The organism is Thiocapsa sp. (genome assembly GCF_022340925.1).
GTDB lineage: Bacteria > Pseudomonadota > Gammaproteobacteria > Chromatiales > Chromatiaceae > Thiocapsa.
The window spans coordinates 1-22319 of the sequence record NZ_JAJDNA010000018.1; the positions used below are offsets into that span (position 1 = coordinate 1).

At 65.6% G+C, this 22319-nt stretch carries 21 protein-coding genes; 9 read left to right on the forward strand and 12 right to left on the reverse strand.

The window, feature by feature from the left end:
- The 3 genes from LJE61_RS02670 to tal form a co-directional block, all read right to left on the reverse strand.
- A partial coding sequence (locus LJE61_RS02670) for an LON peptidase substrate-binding domain-containing protein (protein WP_296911329.1) occupies positions 1 to 1310 on the reverse strand: 1310 nt, incomplete at its 3' end.
- A gap of 45 nt (positions 1311 to 1355) precedes the next feature.
- A complete protein-coding gene (rsmA, locus tag LJE61_RS02675; protein WP_296911331.1) occupies positions 1356 to 2150 on the reverse strand; it encodes a 16S rRNA (adenine(1518)-N(6)/adenine(1519)-N(6))-dimethyltransferase RsmA in 795 nt (264 codons plus the stop codon).
- A 188-nt stretch (positions 2151 to 2338) separates the two neighbouring features.
- Complete coding sequence (gene tal, locus LJE61_RS02680; protein WP_296911333.1) at positions 2339 to 3310, reverse strand: transaldolase; 972 nt, start codon at positions 3308 to 3310, stop codon at positions 2339 to 2341.
- A gap of 329 nt (positions 3311 to 3639) precedes the next feature.
- Here tal and LJE61_RS02685 point away from each other — a divergent pair, with 329 nt between their 5' ends.
- The 4 genes from LJE61_RS02685 to metK all read left to right on the forward strand — a co-directional run bounded on the left by LJE61_RS02685 (position 3640) and on the right by metK (position 10522).
- Positions 3640 to 5247, forward strand: coding sequence for a CHAD domain-containing protein (locus LJE61_RS02685; protein WP_296917327.1), 1608 nt, complete (start codon positions 3640 to 3642; stop codon positions 5245 to 5247).
- Positions 5248 to 5279: 32 nt separating this feature from the next.
- Positions 5280 to 5969, forward strand: coding sequence for a rhodanese-like domain-containing protein (locus tag LJE61_RS02690; RefSeq protein ID WP_296911337.1), 690 nt, complete (start codon positions 5280 to 5282; stop codon positions 5967 to 5969).
- 297 nt (positions 5970 to 6266) lie between these two features.
- On the forward strand, positions 6267 to 9335 hold the full coding sequence (locus tag LJE61_RS02695) for a cation-translocating P-type ATPase (protein WP_296911340.1): 3069 nt from the start codon (positions 6267 to 6269) through the stop codon (positions 9333 to 9335).
- Positions 9332 to 10522 carry a methionine adenosyltransferase gene (gene metK / locus LJE61_RS02700; protein WP_296911342.1) on the forward strand — a complete coding sequence of 397 codons (1191 nt, stop codon included), beginning with the start codon at positions 9332 to 9334 and terminating at the stop codon, positions 10520 to 10522. Before LJE61_RS02695 ends, metK begins: the two co-directional genes overlap by 4 nt.
- Before the next feature lie 10 nt (positions 10523 to 10532).
- On the opposite strand, the gene LJE61_RS02705 is transcribed toward metK, so the two are convergent.
- Both LJE61_RS02705 and LJE61_RS02710 read right to left on the reverse strand, forming a co-directional pair.
- Positions 10533 to 11024: an HMA2 domain-containing protein gene (locus LJE61_RS02705; RefSeq protein WP_296911344.1), complete on the reverse strand. Its 492-nt coding sequence runs from the start codon at positions 11022 to 11024 to the stop codon at positions 10533 to 10535.
- The gene (locus LJE61_RS02710; RefSeq protein WP_296911346.1) at positions 11024 to 11335 is read right to left on the reverse strand and encodes a DUF5132 domain-containing protein; all 312 of its coding nucleotides are present in this window, start codon (positions 11333 to 11335) and stop codon (positions 11024 to 11026) included. The genes LJE61_RS02705 and LJE61_RS02710 overlap by 1 nt, the downstream gene beginning before the upstream one ends.
- A 305-nt stretch (positions 11336 to 11640) precedes the next feature.
- Here LJE61_RS02710 and LJE61_RS02715 point away from each other — a divergent pair, with 305 nt between their 5' ends.
- On the forward strand, positions 11641 to 11835 hold the full coding sequence (locus tag LJE61_RS02715; protein WP_296911350.1) for a hypothetical protein: 195 nt from the start codon (positions 11641 to 11643) through the stop codon (positions 11833 to 11835).
- An 11-nt stretch (positions 11836 to 11846) separates the two neighbouring features.
- On the forward strand, positions 11847 to 12680 hold the full coding sequence (locus LJE61_RS02720; RefSeq protein ID WP_296911352.1) for an EcsC family protein: 834 nt from the start codon (positions 11847 to 11849) through the stop codon (positions 12678 to 12680).
- Here LJE61_RS02720 and LJE61_RS02725 read toward each other — a convergent pair.
- The 6 genes from LJE61_RS02725 to hoxE all read right to left on the reverse strand — a co-directional run bounded on the left by LJE61_RS02725 (position 12640) and on the right by hoxE (position 18105).
- Positions 12640 to 13125, reverse strand: coding sequence for a hydrogenase maturation protease (locus tag LJE61_RS02725; RefSeq protein WP_296911354.1), 486 nt, complete (start codon positions 13123 to 13125; stop codon positions 12640 to 12642). The genes LJE61_RS02720 and LJE61_RS02725 overlap by 41 nt on opposite strands.
- Positions 13126 to 13134: 9 nt before the next feature.
- Positions 13135 to 14562 carry a Ni/Fe hydrogenase subunit alpha gene (locus tag LJE61_RS02730; protein ID WP_296917329.1) on the reverse strand — a complete coding sequence of 476 codons (1428 nt, stop codon included), beginning with the start codon at positions 14560 to 14562 and terminating at the stop codon, positions 13135 to 13137.
- Positions 14563 to 14662: 100 nt separating this feature from the next.
- On the reverse strand, positions 14663 to 15205 hold the full coding sequence (locus LJE61_RS02735; RefSeq protein ID WP_296911359.1) for an NADH-quinone oxidoreductase subunit B family protein: 543 nt from the start codon (positions 15203 to 15205) through the stop codon (positions 14663 to 14665).
- Complete coding sequence (gene hoxU / locus LJE61_RS02740) at positions 15202 to 15933, reverse strand: bidirectional hydrogenase complex protein HoxU (RefSeq protein WP_296911361.1); 732 nt, start codon at positions 15931 to 15933, stop codon at positions 15202 to 15204. The genes LJE61_RS02735 and hoxU overlap by 4 nt, the downstream gene beginning before the upstream one ends.
- Positions 15934 to 15999: 66 nt before the next feature.
- Positions 16000 to 17610 (reverse strand): NADH-quinone oxidoreductase subunit NuoF, encoded by a 1611-nt coding sequence (gene nuoF / locus LJE61_RS02745; protein ID WP_296911364.1) that lies wholly within the window; start codon positions 17608 to 17610, stop codon positions 16000 to 16002.
- The gene (gene hoxE / locus LJE61_RS02750; protein ID WP_296911366.1) at positions 17611 to 18105 is read right to left on the reverse strand and encodes a bidirectional hydrogenase complex protein HoxE; all 495 of its coding nucleotides are present in this window, start codon (positions 18103 to 18105) and stop codon (positions 17611 to 17613) included.
- A 220-nt stretch (positions 18106 to 18325) separates the two neighbouring features.
- Between hoxE and pssA the strand changes: the two genes are divergently transcribed.
- From pssA to LJE61_RS02765, 3 genes are all read left to right on the forward strand, one after another.
- A complete protein-coding gene (gene pssA / locus LJE61_RS02755) occupies positions 18326 to 19087 on the forward strand; it encodes a CDP-diacylglycerol--serine O-phosphatidyltransferase (RefSeq protein ID WP_296911368.1) in 762 nt (253 codons plus the stop codon).
- A 358-nt stretch (positions 19088 to 19445) separates the two neighbouring features.
- The gene (locus LJE61_RS02760) at positions 19446 to 19658 is read left to right on the forward strand and encodes a hypothetical protein (RefSeq protein WP_296911370.1); all 213 of its coding nucleotides are present in this window, start codon (positions 19446 to 19448) and stop codon (positions 19656 to 19658) included.
- A gap of 2 nt (positions 19659 to 19660) precedes the next feature.
- Positions 19661 to 20827, forward strand: coding sequence for a hypothetical protein (locus LJE61_RS02765; RefSeq protein ID WP_296911372.1), 1167 nt, complete (start codon positions 19661 to 19663; stop codon positions 20825 to 20827).
- 159 nt (positions 20828 to 20986) lie between these two features.
- Here LJE61_RS02765 and nhaR read toward each other — a convergent pair whose 3' ends face one another.
- Positions 20987 to 21895, reverse strand: a complete 909-nt coding sequence (gene nhaR, locus LJE61_RS02770) for a transcriptional activator NhaR (RefSeq protein WP_296911374.1) — start codon at positions 21893 to 21895, stop codon at positions 20987 to 20989.
- Positions 21896 to 22319: the final 424 nt, after the last annotated feature.

A 22319-nucleotide genomic window follows, 5' to 3' on the forward strand; every position in this document is an offset into this window, starting at 1 on the left:
GCCGTCCCGGCATCCTTCATCGCCTGGAGAAACTTGCCGGGCATCGCGCCGATATAGGTGCGTCGGTGACCCTTGATCTCCGCCTCGTCGCGAATGCCGCCCACCGAGAAGCGATAGAACTGTCGTCCCAGCGCGTCGGCAATGGAGTGTCCGATGGAGGTCTTCCCTACCCCCGGGGGACCGACGAGCAGGATGATGGAGCCAGCAATCTGGCCCTTATGAATTCCGACGGCCAGGAATTCCAGTATCCGCAGCTTGACGTCTTCCAGGCCGTAGTGGTCCCGGTCCAGGACACGTCTCGCGCGTCTTAGGTCCAGCTTGTCCTGGGAGTGCCTCCCCCAAGGCAGGAGGCTGATCCAGTCGAGATAGTTGCGGGTGACCGAGTATTCCGGCGACCCGGTCTCCAAGATCCTCAGCTTGTCCATCTCCTCCTGAACGCGCTTAGCGGCCTGCTCGGTCAGGGCGAGCTCCGAGATCCGCGCCGTGAAGCGGTCGAGCTCAGCGGTGCGGTCGTCTTTGGCGATGCCCAGCTCTTTCTGAATGGCCTTGAGCTGCTCCCGGAGAAAGAACTCGCGCTGCTGCTTCTGCATCTTCTCCTCGACGGTGCGCCGGATCTTCTGCTGCGCACGCGCCAGCTCCAGCTCGTTGTTGAGGAGGACCAGCACCTTTTCCATGCGCGGCAGGAGGGGCAGGATCTCCAGCACCTCTTGGAGCTGCTCCTTGGTGGACGTGGTGAGACTGGCCGCAAAGTCTGAGAGATGGGAGGGATCGTCCGGGCCGAAGCGGTCGAGAAACATGCGCAACTCTTCCACATAGAGCGGGTTGAGCGGCAAAAGCTCCTTGATCGTATTGATCACGGCCATGGCGTAGGCCTTGATCTCGTCGTTCGGCGGACCGGCTGGCTCCGGAAGATACGTCACCCGAGCGCTGAAAGGGGCCTCACGGCTCATCCAGGTGCCGATCCGGAAGCGCTGCAGACATTCCACCAGGACCTGCAGGTGGCCGTCTTGCTGATGCACGCGATGGACCCGGCAGGCCGTTCCGACGGCATAGAAATCGCCAGGCCCGGCCTCCTCGGAGGTCTCGCTCCGGACCAGGAGGACACCGAGGATCTTATGCTCGCTCTCTCCGACCGCCTTGAGGGTCGAGGACCAGTTCTCCGCATCCATCATGAGGGGAACGGCCTGGCCCGGAAAAAAGGGCCGCGAGGCGACCGGCAGGATGGGGATCTGGGTGGGCAGGACGTCGTTTGCCCGCGCCAGCTGGAGCTGCGATCCGCCGTCCACCGTGACCTCGTCCTCTTCCGCCATCTCGCTGCCCTCGTTGGAAACTACCCTGCACCGGGCTGGTGAATTTCAGGGCAGGCGCTGGGATTTGCAAGCGGCGTTTGCGAGCCGTGCGTAGCCGTCGACGTCCAGGTTTTCCGCCCTCAGGGTCGGATCGATGTCGACCTCCGAGAGCAGGGCCGGATCAACCACCCCGGAGAGGCTGTTGCGCAAGGTCTTGCGGCGCTGGCTGAAGGCGGCGGCGACAATGCGCCCGTGCAGGGCCGGGTCATCGATCGGGTAAGGGAGCCGCCGGTGGGGGCGAAGCCGCAGGAAGGCGGACTCGACCTTGGGCGCAGGTGTGAAGGAGCCCGCTCCGATCCGGAACAGAAACTCCGTGGCGCAGGCGCTCTGGACCATGACCGAAAGGCGTCCGTAGGTCTTGTCCCCCGCATCGGCGACGATCCGCTCGACCACCTCTTTCTGCAGCATCAGATGCATGTCGAGGATGCAATCGGCCTGTGCGAGGAAGCGGAACAGCAACGGGGTTGAGATGTTGTAGGGGAGATTGCCGACCAGGCGCAATCGAGCTCCTCCCGATACGAGGGAGCCGAGGTCAAATGCCAGGGCATCGGCCTGATAGATGCGTAGATCCCCGAGGCGACCGATTCGGGCGCGCAGCGGCTCGATCAGGTCGCGGTCCAGCTCGATGACATCAAGTGACCCCAGGGTCGCCAGAAGGCCCTCGGTGATGGCGCCGTGGCCGGGGCCGATTTCAACGACGTGCTCGCCGGGCCTCGCCGCAATCGCGGCATGGATGCGTCCGATGACCCGTTGATCGTGCAGGAAGTTTTGGCCGAAACGCTTGCGCGGGCGGTGGTCCATCAAACCGCGTCCGGTACGTCACGCGCGATCTTCGCGTAGGCTCGGACTCGCATGGGCCCATGAGCGGTGCAGCAGAGGCAGTTCAAATCGTTCGTTCTCAGCATTGATTTCCAACATCTGGAGGGGACGCTGATGGATTGGCCATCCTGGCCAAGCTCGGCGCGAACAGCAAAACGCGGTCACGCGGCTCAGCAGTTTCGACAGAGCTCGTGCGCGAATTGCTCGAGCTTACGCGTGTCCGCGGCGAAGAGGCGGATGCCCTCGGCAAGCTTTTCCGTGGCCATCGCGTCCTCGTTCAGCTCCCAGCGAAAGGCGGGTTGGTCTAGATCGAGCTTGACGATCTCCATGGTGAGCGCGCGCTCGGGGTCCAGCTTCCGCGGGACATCCCCTTCAGTGGACGCCAGCTCACCCAGCAGGGCCGGCGAGATCGTCAAGAAGTCGCAGCCGGCCAATTCCAGAATCTCGTCCAGGTTGCGGAAGCTCGCTCCCATGACGACCGTGTCATAGGCGTGTCGCTTGTAGTAGTTGTAGATTCGGGTAACGGACCTCACGCCCGGGTCCTCATCGGCCGGGTAACCCGCCACGTTGTCGGCATTCTTGTACCAATCGAGGATTCGTCCGACGAAGGGTGAGATCAGGGTGACGCCGGCCTCGGCGCAGGCCACGGCTTGGGCGAAGCTGAACAAGAGGGTAAGGTTGCAGTGCAAGCCCTGGCGCTCGAGGATCTCCGCCGCTCTGATGCCCTCCCAGGTGGAGGCGATCTTGAAGAGCACCTGGTTGCTCGGGTCGACGCCTGCTGCTTGGTAGAGCTCGACCAGGCCCTCCGCCCGCCTCAGCGTGGCCTCGGTATCGAACGAAAGACGGGCGTCGATCTCGGTTGACACACGTCCGGGAACGATCTTCAAGATCTCCGTGCCAAAGTTCACGGCGAGCTTGTCCATCATCGACCGAGCCCGGGCGAGTGAGTCGCTGCCGCCCTCTCGGGTACCGAACAGGACGGCATCCTCGACGAGCTCGCGATACTGAGCCATTTGGGCCGCCTTGTAGATCAAGGAGGGGTTGGTGGTGGCGTCCTGGGGCTCGTACTCGGCGATGGCCTCGAAGTCGCCTGTGTCGGCAACGACCGTCGTCATGCTTTTGAGTTGGTCGAGTTTACTCATGGCTCCACACCTTTGCGCACGTTGAGATGATGCGGCTCACTAATAAGGACCTTAACGGAAACCGGTTACGATTTCGAATCCGGTCAGGCATCCGACGCCCGAGCGGCAACGCTGAAGTATGCAGCGTTGCCCGTCCGGGGCGGGAGGACCCGGCATGTTCAGGCACCTCGGTGCCTGAACATGGTGCCCTCCGGGAGTCGCGCCGCTCGGAAGGCGAGCTGATCATGGCCGGGATGACCATGAATCAGCATCCCCAAGGGCCTCGATCCGCATTGCTATCCGCCCGAACGGAGCATAGTGTCGCTGAACGAAGATCAGATGACGGGGGTATGGTGGTCTCTCTGACAATCCATGCGGACGAAGAGGGGCGTGCCACAAGGTCCACGGACATCGAGCTCCTGGTGCCTTTCGGCACGCGACTAAATCACATCGTGGATTGGCTGAGCGAGAATTTCCGCCCGAGCTTGTGGCCATCCGAGACTGCGACTCGGACCTTCTACGACACCTTCGATTGGGCGATCTTCTGCGATGGCGGAGCACTGGAATGTCGGTCGCAACGCTCGGGCAGGCGATGGGTTTGGACTGCGCTGCAAGGCGATGCCCCGCAGATCTCGCAGGCCATGGCGGGCGAGCCCGGACTGGCCCTCGATCTTCCGAACGGTCCGGTCCGCGAGCGGATCTGCGGACTCTGTGGGGTCCGCCGTCTCTTGCCGGTCGCCGAGGTCGAGAGTCAGGTGACGCCCTTGCGGCTCGTCAATGACGACGCCGAGACCTTGCTGCGGCTGGAGCTCGAAGAGCCCCTGGCCCGCGATCCGGCCGGTGCCGAATGCAGGTCGATGCAGGCGCGGCTCCGTCTCCTGCCGGAGCATCACCATCACGGGATCTATCGCCAAGTGTCAGAACGCTTGGTCTCCGAACTCGGACTCGTCCCGGCCGAGACGCCTCTGCTATCGGATGCGCTCGCCTCATGCGGTCGCCGGCCGTCCGGCTACTCGTCCAAGCTCGCCTACCGGCTCGATCCGCACCAACGCGCTGACGAGGCCACTCGCGTGATCCTGCGGGGGCTGCTGGATACCCTGATCGCGAATATCGAAGGGGTGCGGGAGAATCTGGATACCGAGTTCCTTCATGATCTGCGTGTTGCCACGCGCCGGACGCGATCCGCACTGGGTCAGATCAAGGACGTCCTGCCGCAGGCCATCGTCGATGAGTACAAGGCGAGGTTCGCCTGGCTCCAACAGGCCACAGGCCCCACGCGTGACCTGGACGTGTACCTGTTGGACTTCGATCGTTATCAGCAGGCCATCCCGGCGCGCCTGCAAACCGCTCTTGAGTCGGTCCGGGCCTACTTGCGGACCCGCCAGACCGAGGAGCAGCGGCGGCTGGTCGGACATCTGGACTCAGCCGAGTTCTCGCACCTGATCGAGGAGTGGCGCGCTTTCCTGGATGCCCCGATCAGCGAGCACGTCGTCCCGGCCAAAGGTGCACGCCCGATCAAGTCAGTCGCGGACGAACGCATTCGACGCATGGTCAAGCGGGTGCGCCGCGAGGGGCTCGCGATTCGCCCGGACTCGCCGGATGAAGAGCTGCACGAGCTGCGCAAGAGCTGCAAGAAGCTGCGGTACTTGATGGAGTTTTTCGAGAGCCTCTATCCCAAGGACAAGATCGCGCGACTGATCAAGCTGCTCAAGAAGCTGCTCGACCACCTCGGTCTGTTGCAGGATCTGGCGGTGCAGGCAGGGCATCTCCATGACTGGGCCGAGCAGATGCGTACGGAAGGCATGGCCGATACGGACACACTGCTCGCGATGGGGGCTCTGATCGGCCAGCTGCTGGAACGTCAGGAGCGGGCCCGCAAGGAGTTTGCCGCGGTATTCGCAGACTACATCGGCGATGACAACCAAGCCCTCTTTCGGACCCTGTTTGCCTCTGCCTGACCGAGATGCCGCGACGATTCAAGGAGCTCGCCATGCGCTCGCCACCCACGATGTCACTTGCCTTGATCGTCGCCACAACCCCGTGTGCCGAGGCCGCGGATCCGCAGGACGGGCTCTTTGACCTGGATGACCTGCGGGTCAAGATCACCGAGACACTGCCGCACTTCGAAGCGCGGCATGAGGGAAGACTCATGCGGGTCCTGCGCCATCAGGAGCCGGGACATACGGTCGTCCCGCCTTTCGATCACACCGCCCGGGATTGTCCACCGTACTGCATTCAGCCGATGAAGCTGGCCCCGGGTGTGGAGACGATCGGGGAGCTCGAGCTGATCGATTACCTGCAGCGTGCGGCCAAGGACGAGCCGATCCTGGTCATCGATTCGCGAACCGAGCCCTGGATCTCGCATGGCATGATCCCGGGCGCGACCCCGATCCCCTACACCCGGCTCGACCCCGCTCATGCCGAGCCCGAGGCCATCGCCGACCTGCTGGAGTTTGAGCTCGGCGCCATTCGCATGGATGGGCTCTGGAGCTTCGGCGCCGTCAAGACCTTGGTGTTCTACTGCAATGGGCCCTGGTGCGGCCAATCGCCGTCCAATATCCGCGCTTTACTGCAGATCGGCTATCCTCCCGACCGAATCAAGTGGTACCGAGGGGGGATGCAGATGTGGGAGCAGCTCGGCTTTACGACGGTCAAGCCGTCCGGGGCGGTGGCTGAGTGAGTCGGCGCGACCGGGCGTGCCCCCATCAGCGTGATCGGGTAACAGGCGGATCCACATCGGGCGGCCGCATCGGTTGACCGGCTCCCGATCAGGGGGTGTTGGCACCGTGCCATCGCTCAGTAGCGCTCCAGGGGGACCTCCCTGCCTGCAGGCTCGACGGGCCAACCGGCCGGGGACCCGGTCCGCTGTCCCCCGCCTCCTTCCCGCTCAGATCTCGCCCGGGTGTCCCTTGCCCTGAGTCACCGCACCGCTAGACTTGAATACGCAGAAGGTCGGCGAAAGGGGATCGGGGCCCGCGTGGATCGGTCGAATGTCGGCGGTCGGATCGAGGTCGTACACGAACGCGTGCGCGGGCGGCTGCGGCTGCGAATTCCGGGGCTCTATCGAGAGGCGGGCTTCTCTCGGCGGCTGGAGTCGGCGCTGGTGAGCCGTTCCGGCGTGTTGCGGGTGACCGCGAGCCCTGTCACGGCCGGTCTGCTGGTGCTCCATGACCCGGCAATCGAGGCGCACGAAGTGATTGCCTGGGTCGCCGAGCTGTCGGGCAGCGAGCCCCCCGCGAAGCGAGCCCCTCCGATCTTGGAGGCAGCGGGCGGGTCCGGTCGGGATACCCGCCGCGCTACCGAGCCAGGGCTGGAGAACTGGATCGGCCGTCCGGCCCCAGGTCGGGCGCGGCGCCGGGATACGCCATCGGGTGCCGCAGTGACCGGATATGAGCCGCGCGGCTGGCATGCCATGGCCGAGGCCGAGGTCCGTGCTCTTCTTGGTGTGTCCCCTGCAGGTGGTCTCGACCCGGATGAAGCGGCGCGTCGCGTCACCCGTTTCGGCCCGAACCGATTGACCCCGACGGCCGGTCGCTCCGAGCTCGCGATCCTGATGGAGCAGTTCCTGACCGTCCCGGTCGGCATGTTGGCGGTCTCGGCCCTCGTCTCCGTCCTGACCGGCGGCGTGGCGGATGCCCTGGTGATCCTGGCGGTCGTGGGGATCAATGGGGCGATCGGCTATGCGACCGAGGGCCAGGCGGAGCGAACGATCCGGGGGCTCGCGGACATGCGCCCGCGCACCTGCCGCGTGCTGCGCGGAGGGGAGGGCAGGGAGATGTCGGCGGAGGGACTGGTGCCCGGGGACCTGGTCCTGCTGCAGCCAGGGAGCTATGTCGCAGCGGATCTCCGTCTTCTCGATAGCCGTCAGCTCACGATCGATGAGTCCGCCCTGACCGGCGAGAGTCTGCCGGTCGAAAAGGACGCCTGCCGTCTGCTGACCCCCGATGCACCCGTCGCCGAGCGGGTCAATATGGCTTACATGGGTACGGCTGTCACGGGAGGCGCCGGCAGGGGACTTGTGGTAGGCACGGCGCTCGGAACCGAGCTCGGCCGGATCCAGTCTCTTTTGGGGGAGGTGCGCCCGCCGGATACCCCGATGGAGATCCAGCTCGACCGTCTCGGTACCCAGCTCGCTCTCCTGAGCGGTCTGGTGTGCGTGGGCGTCTTCTTCTTAGGACTCGTGCGGGGGCTCGGCTGGATCGAGATGCTTAAGTCCTCGGTCTCGCTGGCCGTGGCCGCGGTCCCAGAGGGACTGCCCACGGTGGCCACAAGCACCCTGGCCCTCGGGATTGCGGAGATGCGCCGCCGCCAGGTGGCGGTGCGTCATCTGGACGCCGTCGAGACCCTGGGCTCGGTGCAGGTGATCTGTCTCGACAAGACCGGCACGCTCACCCAGAACCGCATGGGGGTTGCGCGGGTCGCGATCGGTACCGAAGTCGATCCGGCGGACGCCGATCCTGAGATACGCCGACGCCTGCTGGAGACGGCCTGCCTCTGCAGCGAGGCGGTGCTGGACGATCACGGCTGTCCGGTCGGCTCCGCCACCGAGGTGGCCCTGATCGAGCGGGCACTGGCGGAGGGTGTCGAGGTGAAGGCCCTGCGCCAGCGCCACCCCCTCATCGAGCTCCACCAGCGGGCGGAGGGCCGCCCGGTGATGAGCAGCTTTCACCGGATGCAGGACGGCAAGAAGATCCTGATCGCGGCCAAAGGCAGCCCGGGAGACCTGTTGGATCGTTGCGACCATCTGGGAGACAGTCGGACTCCTCTGGACGAGTCGGCCCGTGATGCGATCCTGCGCGCCAACGAACGGATGGCGAGCGATGCACTGCGCGTCCTGGGGGTGGCCTTCCGCATCCTGGCGCCCGCGCCCGGCTCCGGGGCGGACCTGCGGACCCGGGGCCTGACCTGGCTGGGCCTTGTGGGGATGAGCGATGCCCTGCGCCCAGGTATGGCCGAGCTGATGGGCAGCTTCCACGCGGCGGGGATCAAGACCGTCATGATCACCGGCGATCAGAGTGCGACGGCCTCCGCGGTCGGTCGTGCACTGGATCTGTCCGGGCATGGCGATGTGCGCGTCTTGGACTCCAGCGACCTGGATCGTATCGACCCGGCGATGCTGCGCGGCCTGGTTCCTGACGTAGACGTTTTCGCCCGGGTCAGCCCGGGGCATAAGCTTCGGATCGTCCAGGCGTTTCAACAGGCCGGGCGGGTCGTGGCGATGACCGGCGATGGGATCAACGACGGGCCGGCCCTCAAGGCCGCGGACAACGGCGTGGCGATGGGGCAGGCAGGCACCGATCTCGCCCGCTCGGTGGCCGATGTCGTCCTCGAGGACGACAACCTGAATACCATGCTGGTGGCGGTGGGCCAGGGGCGGACCATCTATGCCAATATCCGCAAGACCCTCCACTTCCTGCTGGCCACCAATTTCTCGGAGATCGAGACCATGTTGGCGGCGATCGCCCTGGGTCTGGGGAGCCCGCTCAACCCCATGCAGCTGCTCTGGATCAACCTGATGTCGGATATCTTTCCGGGTCTCGCGCTCTCGATGGAGCCGGCCGAGGCCGGCGTCATTCGGCGTCCGCCTCGTGACCCCGGCGAGCCGATCGTTTCCGCCCGCGGGCTTGCCCGGATGTCTGCCGAGTCCGCCGTCATTACCGCCGGGACCCTTGGGGTGTTCGGATATGGGGTTGCCCGTCACGGCGTCGGACCCGCGGCCGGTACCCTCGCATTCAATGCACTGACGCTTGCCCAGTTGCTGCATGCCTTGAGCTGCCGCTCCTCGGGGCGGGTCCTCTTGGGCAGCGCGCGCCTGCCCCGCAATCGCAAGCTGGAGCTGGCCTTGGCGCTGTCGTTGGCCGCTCAGGCCCTGGCAAACCTCGCCCCGGGGCTCCGCCGGCTCCTGGGGCTGACCAGGCTGGGGCCCGGGGACCTGCTCGCCGTCACGGCCGGGGCGGTGCTGCCCCTGCTGGTGAACGAGTCCTTTAAGCCTTCGGTCGGCCACTCGGCCGTACCCCCCTTCGGACGCGCGAAGGTGCAACCATGAGCAGCGAGTACATCTTCATCTCGGAGTCGGTCACGGCGGCCCATCCGGACAAGCTGTGCGACCGCATCAGCGATGAGATCGTCGACCGGCTCCTCGAGCAGGATCCGGCCTCGCGGGTTGCCGCGGAGACGGCCATGTTCGGTGGTGTGGTGTTTCTCGCCACCCGCATCGCGACCGCTGCACGCATCGACCTTGCAGAGACCGCGCGACGCGTGGTTGCCCGGGCCGGCTACCATAAGGAGGATTATGACGGTGAGGCGGCGACCATCCTCACCAGCAGCCTCGGTACGCTGCCCGAGTCTTACCCGGCGGTGCGGGCTGCGGGGCTTGATGAGGCGGGGGTGGGGGCCATTCCCGCGGGGAACCAGGTCACGGTCTTCGGGTTCGCGACGCGGCAGACCGACAACCTGATGCCGCTTCCGATCGAGCTCGCCCATGCGCTTGCGCGGGGGCTCGAAGAGGCGGCGCGCGCCGGTACATACCCCTATCTCATGCCGGACGGCAAGAGCCAGGTGGCGGTGACCTATCGGGAACGGATGCCATATCGGATCCACAGCGTCTCGCTGGTTCTGTGCCGACGCCCGGGCGTGTCGGTAAACGAGCGGCGGATCCGCGATGACCTGATCCAAGGCGTGATCGAGCCGGTGTTCGCGGACCGCGCGATCCGTCCCGACGCGGCGACGCGGCTCTTTTTCAACCCCGAGGGCCCCTTCGTCGGGGGCGGTCCCCAGGTCCACTGCGGCCTGACCGGTCGCAAGACCGCGATCGATTGCTACGGGGACTTCGCGCGCCACGGCGGAGCGGCGCTGAGCGGTAAAGACCCGCTGCGGATCGACCGCGTCGGGGCCTATGCGGCACGCTATGTGGCAAAGAACGCGGTGGCGGCTGGAATCGCCGAGTCGTGCGAGGTGCAGCTCAGCTACGCCGCCGGTGAGCCTAAGCCTTTGAGCATCCAGGTGAGCTGTTTCGGTACGGGCAAGGTTCCGGATGCCACGGTGGAGGGATTGATCCGCCGCCACTTCGATCTGCGTCCGGCGGCGATCGTCCGGGACCTAGGCCTACAGGAGATCGCCGCGCGCGGAGGCGGCTTCTACCGCCACCTGGCCGCGTACGGCCACATGGGCCGGGAGGATCTGGATGCGCCCTGGGAACGGTTGGATCGGGTGGATGGCTTGAGACAGGATTGAGTCGGCGGCCTCAGCGCTCCCCGGGGTCGCCGCCGTGCGTGGGTCGAGCGAATCGCATCAGATCGAACGCATACCAGAATAGGGATGCGGCCGGCGCCAGCAGCTGCCCTTTGCCCAGCTGGCGCACGCCCAAGGCGATCAGCAGGACAAAGGCAAGGGTGCGCAGGTCGCCCACCCCGCGGGTCGACTCGCCCACCGCCTGATCGATGCGCTGGGCGACGCGCCGAATTCCGGTCAGCGCGGGTGAGAGGTTTGGTCGGTCCTCAACCACCTGCAGCAGGCCGGTCTCAGTGATTGCCTCAATGGGATCGGATCCAGAGTGCGGATCGAGCAGGATCAGAACGCCCGCCGTCTCCGGGTTGGCGGTGGATCGCAGAACCCCCGGCACATTGCAGAGCCTCTGTGTCAGGCGATCGAAGAAGGCCTGGTCATGGCGCCGCGCCGGTATCCGCAGCCGCAGCCGCCCGCGGGTGCGGTGCACCGCGTGTGCCAAGGGGGCCATCAGAGGTCCCCGCGAGCGGGGTCGGACGGGCCGGGATCAGGGCGGGTCGCCGTCCTTGTCGCCTCCGCCCGCGCCGCGCGCAGCTCCTCCTGGACCTCCGCGGTCACGTCCTCGATGGCCTCCGCGATCTCCGCAGCCGCCTCGCGCGCCCGCTCGAGGCCGAGGATGCCGAGCTTCAGTGCGGTGCGGGCCGCAGGCCTCAGGTAAGGTGCCAGGACGACGGCTGCGACGGGGATCAGCACAGCCGCACCGATCCCGATCGCGATCCCGCGTGCCAGGTCGCTTTTCGCGAGGTCGTCCACCTGGGGCATGGGGTGCTCTCCGTGTTGCTGAGTCGCAGTTGAGTGGTCGCCCGGCGCTCGAATCACGCGAGCTCGGGGCGCGCAGCCGCCGGCGCTTCACCGCTCGCCGCCCGGCCCTACGGTATCCCCCGATGGCGCCGGCAGTGCGCGCATGGCGGTCAACGCCCTAGTTTAGCCCAAACGGCAGGCGTCAGCGTGGACGGCAGCGACGGACCTGGGACGGTTTTGCGACGAACGATGTCGGCGGGTGACAAGTCCAATGACCGTTGCGAGAATGGGATTCGCCCGTCCAGGGCTTGTTCAGGAGAATTGCCATGCTCGCGCGCGTCTTCTTCGGCATGGGGCTGTTGGCTGTGGGTTATCTCGTCGGGCGAGAGATCGGCCGAAACGAGTCACTGCGGGACGATCTTGCCCGTGACAAGGCTCGGGAGGACGGGATTCCATCTGAGGCAGGGGGCCCCACTCAGGCGGGTCACGACGCCTCCGCCCGCGCGGGGCGGCGGGAATGAGTCGTCCGCCCATGGGTCTGAACCCCTCCGATCTGGAGCGCCTGCGCTGGGCGACCCGGCATCTCGAGCACCCGAGCCTCGCAGCACGGCTCATGGGCATCGTGGGGACGCCGATCGAGATTGCGGTCAAGCTGCTTCCGCGCCCACTCTACCGCCAGGTGCGGGCCGCGGCGGACGCGGTCATCGGTCAAGTCATGGAAATCGCGGCCTCGAGCCTGCGTCATGCCCGCGAGACGGATCCCCGCAATGGCCTCTACCGGGGGCTGGCGGCTGGCTCCGGTGCGATCGGCGGCTTTTTCGGGGTCTATGGGCTGCTGCTTGACCTGCCGATCGCCACGACCTTGATGCTGCGTTCAATTGCGGAGATCGCGCGTGCGCAAGGGGAGGACCTGCACTCGGCGGAGGCGCGCATGGCCTGTCTGGAGGTCTTCGCCCTGGGCGGGCGCAGCGAGAGCGACGATGCGGCCGAGGCGGGCTACTACGGTATCCGCCTCGCGCTGGCCGTGCCCGTGACGCAGGCCGCCCGCCACATTGCTGAGTACGGCTTTTCGCGCCCCGGCGCCCCTGTGATCGTCGAGCTGATCGAGGCGATCGCCGCTCGTTTTGGTGTGGTTGTGTCGGAGAAGGCGGCGGCGCAGCTCGTGCCCCTGCTGGGGGCCGCGGGCGGCGCCGCGATCAACCTGGTCTTCATGAGCCATTATCAAGAGATGGCGCGCGGTCACTTCGTGGTGCGCGAGCTGGAGCGTCGTTACGGTCGGGAGCTGGTGCAGTCGAGCTACGAGGCGATCCTTGGGGAAGAGGCGCTCAGGACGGATCCGAACGGGGACCCGCCGGCCGGTCGATAAGCCGTCTGACCCGATCCAGCATGGGCTCGATCGCCGCTTCGGCGACGGGCGTCAGGCTGTAATTGGCATAGCCGAAAGACGCCCCCCCGGCCGAGACCAGGAACGTCTCGGGAAAGCGTCCGTAGAGCGTCTCGCACCAGGCGAGGAGCTCTCTGGGATCGAGGAAGTGGGCCATGGTCGAGATGGCAGTGGCGTCCGGGGCGATGCGCCTGCAGCGGACCTCGCCCGGCGCGGCGTCCACCGCGGCATCGAGAAAGACGACGCGGTCGTGTGCGACCAGATCGGCCACCAGCTCGGCCGTCAGGATGTGTCGCGAGACCACCTCCACCCCTTCCGGAACCCCGGCGCGTTCCAGGCGATCGGCGGCGAGCGGTCCGATCGCGTCGTCACCTCGGATCGGGCTCCCGTAGCCGATCACCAAGACCTTGACCGATGCGCGTGCCAACCGGAAGGCTCAGCCGCGTCGGAGGGTATCGACGATCCGACCGGCGGCATCCCGGAGCTCGATGGAGAGCGGCATCTGGCCGAAGGCATGCGAGGCGCAGGACAGGCAGGGATCGAAACAGCGGATCACCGCCTCGACCCGGTTGAGCATGCCCTCCTGGAGGTGGTTGCCGTCCACGTAGGCATCGGCGACCTGGCGGATGCTCTGGTTCATCGCCAGGTTGTTGTGCCCGGTGGCGATGATCAGATTGACCCAGTTGATCAGCCCTTCGTCGTCAATGCGGTAGTGGTGCATGAGGGTGCCGCGCGGGGCCTCGGCCACCCCAATCCCCTCGTAACGGTTGCTGCGGGCGCGTGCCCGCACCCGCGCGTCGAGGATGCCGGGGTCCCTGAGCAGGCGATCCATCATCTCCAGCGCGTAGATGATTTCCACCAGGCGCGCATAATGGTAGTGGAAGCTGCTGGTGATCGGTCCGGTTTCCTGGAGCATGCGGAACTCGGCGAGGGCGACGTCCGCGTACGGCGTGCCGCAGGCTTCGGCGTTGTTCAGCCGGGCCAGGGGTCCGACGCGATAGATCCCCCCGGGATACCCGTGGGGCTTGTAGTAGGGGAACTTCATGTAGCTGAAGTCCTCGACGGCCTCGCCGACCAGTCGCTCGTACTCGATCGGGGGCACCATGTCCTCGACGATCCGGCCTTGCGCGTCCTTGATGCGCAGGAAGCCGTCGTAGTGCTCCAGATTACCCCTGGGCGTCACCAGGCTGAGGAACAGGGTCGGCTGGCTGCCGAAGTGGTTTGCCTCGTCCGTGAATCTCGGGACGAGGGTCTTGAAGAAGGCGTAGGTGCGTTTGGCGATCTCCAGGCCTTCGGGAATCAGTCCGAGCATGGCATCACGCTTCTCCCGTGTCAGTGCTTCACTGACCCCGCCGGGGACCACCCAGGTTGGATGGATCTTCTTGCCGCCGAGCGTTTCGATGATGGTCTGGCCGATCTGACGCAGACGAATGCCGTCCTTTGCCAGTGCCGGCTCCTGACGCATCACGCCGAAGATGTTGCGCACGCTTGGGTCCGCGTCCCAGCCCAACAGGAGGTCCGGCGAGGAGAGATGGAAGAACGACAGGGCATGCGACTGGGTGAGCTGAGCGAGGTTCATGATGCGGCGCAGCTTCTCGCCCGTGGGTGGGATGCTGACCGAGAGCAGGTGGTCGCAGGCTTTGTTGGAGGCCAGGAGGTGACTGACCGGGCAGATGCCGCAGGTGCGGGCGGTCAGTGCCGGCATCTCGCGATAGGGTCGGCCCTCGCAGAACTTCTCGAACCCGCGAAACTGGGTGAGATGGAACTTGGCGTCCTCGACCTCCCCGCTCTCCCCGAGCTGCAGGGTGATGCGGGCGTGACCCTCGATGCGCGTGACGGGTTCGATGGTGACGGTTCGGCTCATGGCTGCGGCCCCTATCGGGTGGCGGCTGGTGCGTTGGGTGGCTGGGTCCCGAGCGCACCGATTGGCGGGATCGACTGCAGGCCCAAGGGCGTGCTCGCTATCAGGCTCCAAATCGCGTGACGCTGCTTGGATCCGGCCGGCGGCCCGCAATCAGCTCACTCAAGACATACCAGATGGCATCGGCGCTTGGCGGACATCCCGGCACGAAGACGTCGACCCCGACGACGCCATGGACGGGTTTCACGACGGACAGCAGGGCCGGAACCCCGCGGCTCGGGATCTGCGGCTGAAGCGTGACGTTGTCTCGATACGCGCGGTTGATGACGTCTGCGAGCTTGAAATGGTTCCGCATGGCGGGGACGTTTCCGTTGACCGCGCAGTCGCCGAGACTGACGAGGATCCTGCAGTGCCTGCGGAATTCGAGGGCCTTCTCCAGATCCTCTTCCGAGCTGATCGAGCCCTCCAGTATCCCGACATCGAGATGATCCGGAAGGGTCTTGGCGTCCACCAAGGGGCTGTACACGATATCGACCTGCTGAATCAGCTCGATCAGACGTTCGTCCATGTCCAGGAACGACATGTGACACCCGGAGCAACCGTCCAGCCAGGTGGTGGCGACCCTGATCTTGGGCGATGCACTCATATGGTATGCCTCCGGCGCGCAAGGATCGGGAGGAAATGTTGATCTTTGACCATCTCCCCGACCGAAGTGCCCTGTTTGACCAGTGCGCCGGTGGGACACACCTGCACGCATTTGCCGCAGCTCGTGCAGGTCTCGCTGTCGCCCCAGGGCTGCGCCATGTCGGTGATGACGCGGCAATCGCTCCCGCGTCCCATCACGTCCCAGGTGTGGGCGCCCTCGATCTCGTCGCAGACCCGCACGCAGCGGGTGCAGAGGACGCACCTGTCATGGTCCAGCCTGAACATCTCGTGGGAGCTGTCGACCTGGTAGCTGGCCTGCCGGTATGGGACGCGCACATGATCCACGCCGCACCTCTGGGCGAGCCACTGCAGCTCGCAGTGTCCGTTGGAGACGCAGACCGAGCAGACATGGTTGCGCTCGGCGAAGAGGAGCTCGACGATGGTGCGACGGTAGCGTTGCAGCCTCTCGGTGTTGGTTTGGATCCGCATGCCCTCGGCGACTCGGGTCGAGCAGGCCGCGAGCAGTCGATTCTGTCCCGCCAGCTCGACGAGACAGAGCCGACAGGCGCCCCACACGGACAGTCCCTCGAGATAGCAGAGACTCGGGATCGGGATCTGATTCTCTCGACAGACCTCGATGATCGTCTCGTCCTCCCGAGCGGACAGGTCCTGACCGTCGATATTGAGGGTAACGACGCGGATATTCGGTTGATTGGCGGGTGGCGGCATGGCGGCTCCGGGGCGGTCGTCGGCTCGGACGCGTTGGTCGATGCGGTGAGGCGGAGCAGCCGGCTACTAGCCGCCGCCCAGCTTCATCTCGTATTCGTCGCGGAAGTAGCGCAGGGTGCTCAGGACCGGGTTCGGCGCGGTCTGCCCGAGTCCGCACAGGCTGGTGGATTGCACGACCTCGCAGAGCTCCTCCAGCAGAGCCAGGTCCGCGGAGGTCGCCTGCGCCTTCGCGAGCTTGTCCAGGATGGCATGCATCTGCTGGGTGCCGGTGCGGCAGGGGATGCACTTGCCGCACGACTCGGTCATGCAGAACTCCATGAAGTAGCGCGCCACGTCGACCATGCAGGAGGACTCGTCCATCACGATCATGCCGCCCGAACCCATCATGGTTCCCAAGGTTTTCAGGCTGTCATAGTCCACGGCGATGTCGAGATGCTGCTCCGGGATACAACCGCCGGAAGGGCCGCCGGTCTGAACTGCCTTGAAGGACTTGCCTCCTGGGATCCCGCCGCCGATGCTCTCGATGATGTCGCGTAGAGACGTCCCCATGGGCACCTCGATCAGCCCGGTGTTGGCGATCGTCCCTGCCAGCGCGAAGACCTTGGTTCCCTTTGAATTCTCTGTCCCGATCGAGGCGAACCACTCGCCCCCCTCACGGATGATCGGGGCGATGTTGGCGAAGGTCTCGACGTTGTTGATCAGCGTGGGATGGCCCCAGAGTCCGGACTCCGCGGGGTAGGGGGGGCGAGGGCGCGGTTGGCCGCGCAGACCCTCGATCGACGCCATCAGGGCGGTCTCCTCGCCACAGACGAAGGCCCCGGCACCAAGTCGAATCTCCACCTCCAGGCTGAACTGGGTGTCGCCGATCTTGTTTCCCAGAAAGCCGGCCCGCTTGGCCTTGCGGATCGCGGTCTGGAGCCGCTCGACGGCGAGGGGGTACTCGGCGCGGATGTAGACATAGGCCTTGCTGGCGCCGATCGCATAGGCGGCGATGGCCATGCCCTCGAGGACGCGATGGGGGTCTGACTCCAGGATCGCGCGGTCCATGAATGCCCCGGGATCGCCCTCGTCGGCGTTGCAGATAACGTATTTCTGAGCGCCGGGCATCTTGGCCACGGTCGACCATTTGAGACCCGTCGGATACCCGCCGCCGCCGCGTCCGCGCAGGCCGCTGGCGGTCACCTCGCGAAGCACGTCGGTCGGGGTCATCTCGCTCAATGCCTGAATCAAGGCCGCATAGCCGCCGACGGCGACGTAGCCCTTGAAGCTGTTGGGGTCGATGATCCCGGCATGCTCCAGGACGATCTTCTGCTGGCGCGCGAAGAACGGATGATCCGTCGCACAGCGCAGCCGCTCGAGCGGGGGACCGTCCAGGCTCGCGACGATGTCCTCGGCGTCTTCCGGGGCAACGTCGCGATAGAGCACCGATCCCTCCAGGTCGCCGTCCTTGTCGGCCACGGAGACCAGCGGGCCGGCCGAGCAGAGACCCATGCATCCAACCCCTTTGACCTTGCACGCGGGTTTACCGTCCCCGAGGCTCGCGACCAGCGCGTCGAAGACGGGCGAGGCGCCCGAAGACTGACAGCTGGCCGCGACACAAACGCGCACCTCGCGCTCTACGACGGGATCGGCGGCACGGAACTGTTCGGCCAGCTCGGCCAGATCGTCGAGGTTCATTCAGGCCAGCTCCTCGAGTTCGGCGATGAGTGTCTCGCTGTCGAGCTTGCCAAGCACGTCGCCGTCGACTACGACCGCCGGAGCCAGACCGCAGGCGCCGACGCAGCGCGCCGTCAGGAGCGACAGGCGATCGTCCTCGGTGGTGTCGCCGGGATCGATGTCATAGCGCTCCTGCAGGCGTTCCACGAGCGCACCGGCCCCTTTGATGTAGCACGCGGTGCCAGTGCACACGACGCAGGCATGGCGTCCGCGCGGCTTGAGCATGAAGAGGTGATAGAAGGTTGCGACGCCGAACACCTTGCTCAGTGGCAGGTCGAGCGACGTGGCGACGAAGCGCAGCGAGCCCTCGTCGAGGAAGCCGAAGGCATCCTGCACGCTGTGCAGCGTCTCGATCAAGGCGTGACCGGCATAGCCGTTGCGGCGCATGGTCGCATTGACGAGCTTCCATCGCTTGTCGTTACTGGGCAGCGGCGGCTTGGCTTGCTGCAGGCTCATCTCCCCTCCGGTTCATTGGGTCACGACTGCCGGGCGACCGACCTCTTGCGTCGAGGTCGGGGTGAACAATGGCACAAGTGTATGACAGATTGAAGGCGAGGTTGCGGTCTCTTCGCGTGCACTTTCGGTGCAGCCGATGCCCAGTCGCTTCCTTTCGGTGCCGATGGGCTCCCGGCTATACTCTCGGCTCGGCCAGACCGTCTCCACCGAGCCCGAGCCAATGGACGATATGCCAGCCACCCGTAAGCGACCGCGCGGCGTCTATCTGCTGCCGAACCTCTTCACCACCGCCGCCCTGTTTGCGGGATTCTACGCGGTTCTCGCGGCGACGCAGGGACGCTTCGAGGCGGGTGCCCTGGCCATCTTTGCCGCCATGGTCCTCGACGGGATCGATGGGCGAGTCGCGCGGATCACCCACACGCAAAGCGATTTTGGCGCCGAGTACGACAGCCTCTCCGACATGGTGGCCTTTGGCGTCGCCCCTGCCCTGGTTGCCTATCACTGGGCCTTGGGCGGGATCGGCAAGGTGGGTTGGCTGGCTGCATTCGTCTACACGGCCGCCGCAGCCTTGCGCCTCGCCCGCTTCAACACCCAGGTGCGGATCGCCGACAAGCGGTATTTCCAGGGTCTCTCGAGTCCGGCCGCCGCAGCCATCATTGCCAGCGGCGTCTGGATTGCCACGGACCTGGACGTACCGGGTGCGGACTGGGCCTGGCTGGCGGCGCTGCTGACCGCTGGTGCCGGACTGCTGATGGTGAGCAACTTCCGATACCTGAGCTTCAAGCAGCTGAATGTCCATGGTCGGGTTCCCTTTCTGCTCGCCGTGGGTGTGATGCTCGGTTTTGGCGTGATCTTTGTCTACCCCCCCCTGATGTTGTTCCTGTTGGCGATGAGCTATGCCGTCTCCGGGCCAGTATGGACCCTGATGCGGCTAAGACAGACTCGTCAGCGGCACCGCCGCGACCCGCGCTCCGCCAGTTGAAGCCGAAGCCGCCGCCGGGCGGCCGCTGGACTTGAGCGTTTTACTCTGGGATTATTCGTTTCGGTCGACTCAGCGCAACGCGGCGGCCGCGGCGCGCCGGTTAACCTGACGACCTGCTCCAGGCCTCATCGATTCGCGTATCCGTTCTCATGCTCGGACGGGCCGCATCCTTCGGGCCTGTCCAGGCGAGCCGGGTCAAGCGTTCTGGCATGTCTCGGTGTGCTGCACCCGGCAGAACATGGCCGCCTTTAGCCTGCAGAGGTGAGCCTGACAAGGGACCGACCCTGAACGGAGGCGTATTGAGAGCCGTTCGCGCGACTGCCGGCGGCATGAGATCGCTCCTACCGAGGGCCTGAAGATGAAGCAGACCTTGACAAGTGATTCCGGCCTGACGCGGCGTCTGTGGACCGCACTGACCAAGTTCTGGGTCGCCCGCGTCCCAGACGATCTGTCTTGCTGCGAGTTCGACTGCCGTCGGACGCGTTGCAGCGTCGCCGAATGGGAGCGCTGCCCAGCGCGGCTGGAGGTGCTCCACGACCTCGAGGCAGAGCGATCTCGGGAGCAGTGCTGAGCATGTCAAGGGGTCCGCGCGAGATCGTCACGCCGTTTCGGCCGATCCCTCTGGATGTCCCGGCGGGTCTGGCGCCGAACGAGTTCTTCAACAGCCCCGAGAATCTCAGGGACCTGGTGCAGAACAATGGCCTGCTCAGAAACCGCGAGGAGCTGGTGCTGTATCGCAAGGCGTTGGGGCACTCGACCGAATTCGACTGCTCGATCATCTACGATACCTCCAAGCGGATCCTCAACCCTCTTGGCAGGCCGGTTCGGCGGCCGCAGGTGCCGCTGCCGGTGAGACGGGTCTGGAACCGGATGAACCAGATCATCATCGAGGAGATGCTCAGGCGCTACCCCGATCCGGACGAGGCCCTCGTCATGGCGGGTGAGGCCAGTCTCGATGCGACCTGGCCCTTGACCTCACCTGGTGTGCCGAGCATCCGGATGCTGCACAACCATTTCATCGTCTTCCCCATGGAGCCTCTTCGGGCGGCCCCGATGGCCGATCCGAGCAACCCCAACCTGACCGACGGTGGGCAGCACAGCCTCTTCCAGGCGCACATGCGCGACGTCTATCGCAGGTTCTTCGACGAGGCGCTGGAGCTTCGCATCCTCCAGACGGTGCATACCAGCGAGTCCAGGCTTTCACTGACCGGGTATCCGGAGGGATTGCCCTGCTGGGAGATCAAGGGCGGCGTTTCGGCGCTGGGCAACATCGAGTTTTGGCGAGAGTACGACGAGATTCTCAAAGGTTTTATCGATTTCTATCGCACCTTTTTCTCGCAGGTTTCGAGTCGCAATGCCGAGATCCTGGCGGACGTGTATTTCCCGAGCCAGGTCGAGGGCGTGTTGTTGTTCGACAATGCGTTTCTTCGCACGGCGAAGCGCGTCCGCGACCGGTGCCTGACGGATGCCGCCTATGCGAGCTCGATCCGCTGGGAGCCGGCCTTCAAGCAGCTCATCTATCGTCATGACTCCGGCAGGCTGATGCTCACCATCAGTCAGAACTCAATCGGCAATGCCATCACCGAGCTTCTGGGCGTCGTCGTCAAGCGCGTCCCGGATCGAGCTGCTTACGAGGCCCGGGAACAGGCGCTCATTGAGCGACTGCTCGAGGTCCGGCGTCTGTTGATCGATGCCGACCTCGGAGAGGGCATCGCCACGCAGCAGTGGGGGGCCGAGTGACGGGCGCGGGGCGGAGCTCCGGGGATCCGCCATCCGTCCTTCGCTACCAGCCATCAAGGCAGTGGTCGCTGCCTCGGTCCGCTCCGATGATGCCGGTGGTCATGCTGCGGGTGTGCCGGATGGGACCAAGAGCCGATGGCGGGGCCAGGGCCAAGCCGCTCATTCCTTGACTCCGAACAGGTCATGGCGTGCGGTCTCCGTGATCGTCGAGACCGCAGGGTGCTTGATGTGGCGCTCGGCGGAGATGGCGTAGTAGCGTTCCTTCACGTCGTCGACCCGAGCCAATACCTCCACTCCGTATTTCTCGCGCACGTCCTGCTCGACGGCGGTCGGTGCCGTGAAGATCCCGGCCCCGGCCTCTCCGAAGGCCTTCATCAGCGCCCGGTCCTCGAACTCGGCGATCACCCGGGGTTTGACCCCTTGACGGCTGAGCCAAAGATCGAGCGCGCGGTAGAGGGCGCTCGACCCTGTCGGCATCAACAGGGGTGCGTCGTTCAGCGATTGCGGAAACGCGTGACTGAGCCTTGCCGCGAGCCCCGGGGTCGCGAAGAAGCTGATCCCGGACTCGCCCAGGATGTGGTTGTATGCTCGAATGTTGAGCGCCGGATTGACCGGGCTGTCGGCCAGGACCAGATCGAGCTTGTGGACCGAGAGATCGGCGAGCAGATCGGTGAGGGGTGCCTCGTGACAGATCAGGCGCACCGGCTCTGGCAGGTCCAGGACCGGTGCCAGTACGCGATAGGCGACCAGCTTAGGCACCACCATCGCGATACCGACCTTCAGGATGACGCCGGAGGCGGGCGGCCGGCCCGCGATGACAGTCTGCAGCTCATCGGCCAGTCTGAAGATCTCATCGGCGTAGGACAACACCTGTTGTCCGCTGTCGGTCAGCGTGAGGTTGCGTCCAGACTTCCCGAACAGCCTGGTCCCGATCTGATCTTCGAGCTCGCGCAGCTGGCCACTGATGGTCTGAGGTGTGAGATGAAGCACCTCGGACGCGCGGGCAATGGATCCGTGAGTCGCAACGGCCCAAAAATAGCGCAGGTGCTTCATATTGAGATGCGGCATCGAGTTGGATGATCCGTGCGACAGGTGTTTGATTGGGCGGATGGCGCAGCCGGACCGCGACCCTAGGAGCCTGGCAATGCGTTGCCGACCGGAGACTTAAGGACACCTTGAACGATCCGAGGCCCCCTCGAGGTCAGCCTTCGAATGATAACCCGAAAGCGGACCTCGAACCGTCGGGGGCAGGCAAGATTGCAGGGTCAGCCCGCGGGAATCGGCCGCACCCTGGTGCCGCCCCTCGGACCGCAGGCGGAATGCGCCCGGGGCCGCGCCGCGATTGCCTGGGCGCATCCGGCCCCCACACTATACCTGCGGAAAGAGGTCGCGATGCCTCGGCATCGGAGTTTCGGGAGATCGGCGAATCAGCTCCTCCGAGGACCGACCGCGATCCTGACCTGACCAAGCTTGAACGCAATGGCTGGCGTGC